The 776-nt window shown below is 59.3% G+C and carries 1 protein-coding gene; it reads right to left on the reverse strand.

Annotation, left to right across the window (positions count from 1 at the left end; genetic code table 11):
- Nucleotides 1–280: 280 nt before the first annotated feature.
- Entirely contained in the window at nt 281–463 is a 183-nt protein-coding gene (locus ACXJ7R_RS35060; RefSeq protein ID WP_457155793.1) for a hypothetical protein, read from the reverse strand.
- Nucleotides 464–776: the final 313 nt, after the last annotated feature.

Here is a 776-nt window from a genome sequence, read left to right on the forward strand (position 1 = left end):
CCTCACTCGTGGCGCGTCGGGTTGTCCTCTTTGATATGGTAACGCTACCACCCGTGTGGATTCCTAACAACAAAGAAGCCCGTCACCCGGGTCAGAACAAGGTGACGGGCACCCAGAAGCCAGCGGGGACCCCCTGTACTGGCCCAGTATGATCCGATAGCTGTGCATCAAAATTGTGTCGGCGACTCAGCCACCCGCGCGCACCGTTCGTCTTTGCCAGACCAAAGGGACCGTCCCACTGGTTCTGTCTCCAACACCGTGCGGAAGGTGATAGGTACCTTTAGCGCAACCCTTGCATGACGACTTCGAACATTGCGCCGATTTCCTCATCGATCTCTTGGCCGGCAATGCCCTGGGTTTCCGCCGCCCGTTTTGCATCCACAGTCATATCGATCACCAGAAGCACCGGGTCGATGATCGGGTCGTCCGGTAAATGGTCCGATCCAATGGTAGAGAAAATCACCGCCGCGCTTGCTCATTCTTCCCGAAAATCCTGCAGSGARGCATGSCGYARGTCTTCCTCGYCGCGCAGATGCTTYACGCGGCCGATCAGCCCCGGCTTRACCCATTGCGTYGCCSGMCGCTTCATGCCCKTCGGCGCGGTGCCTGCGTTGTCTTGGACACGCTTCCACAGTCGTTCGCGCATATCCCGGTTCAAGGTGATGAAAGCCGAGCCGACATAGCGCCTTGTGCCTCGCTCGGCCATGAGAGCAAATGCCGGCTTGCCTGGCTCTCGCTCGACGCCGAGGAGATCGAACTCGCCGACCGCATAGCTC

The organism is Mesorhizobium sp. P5_C1 (assembly GCF_054049815.1).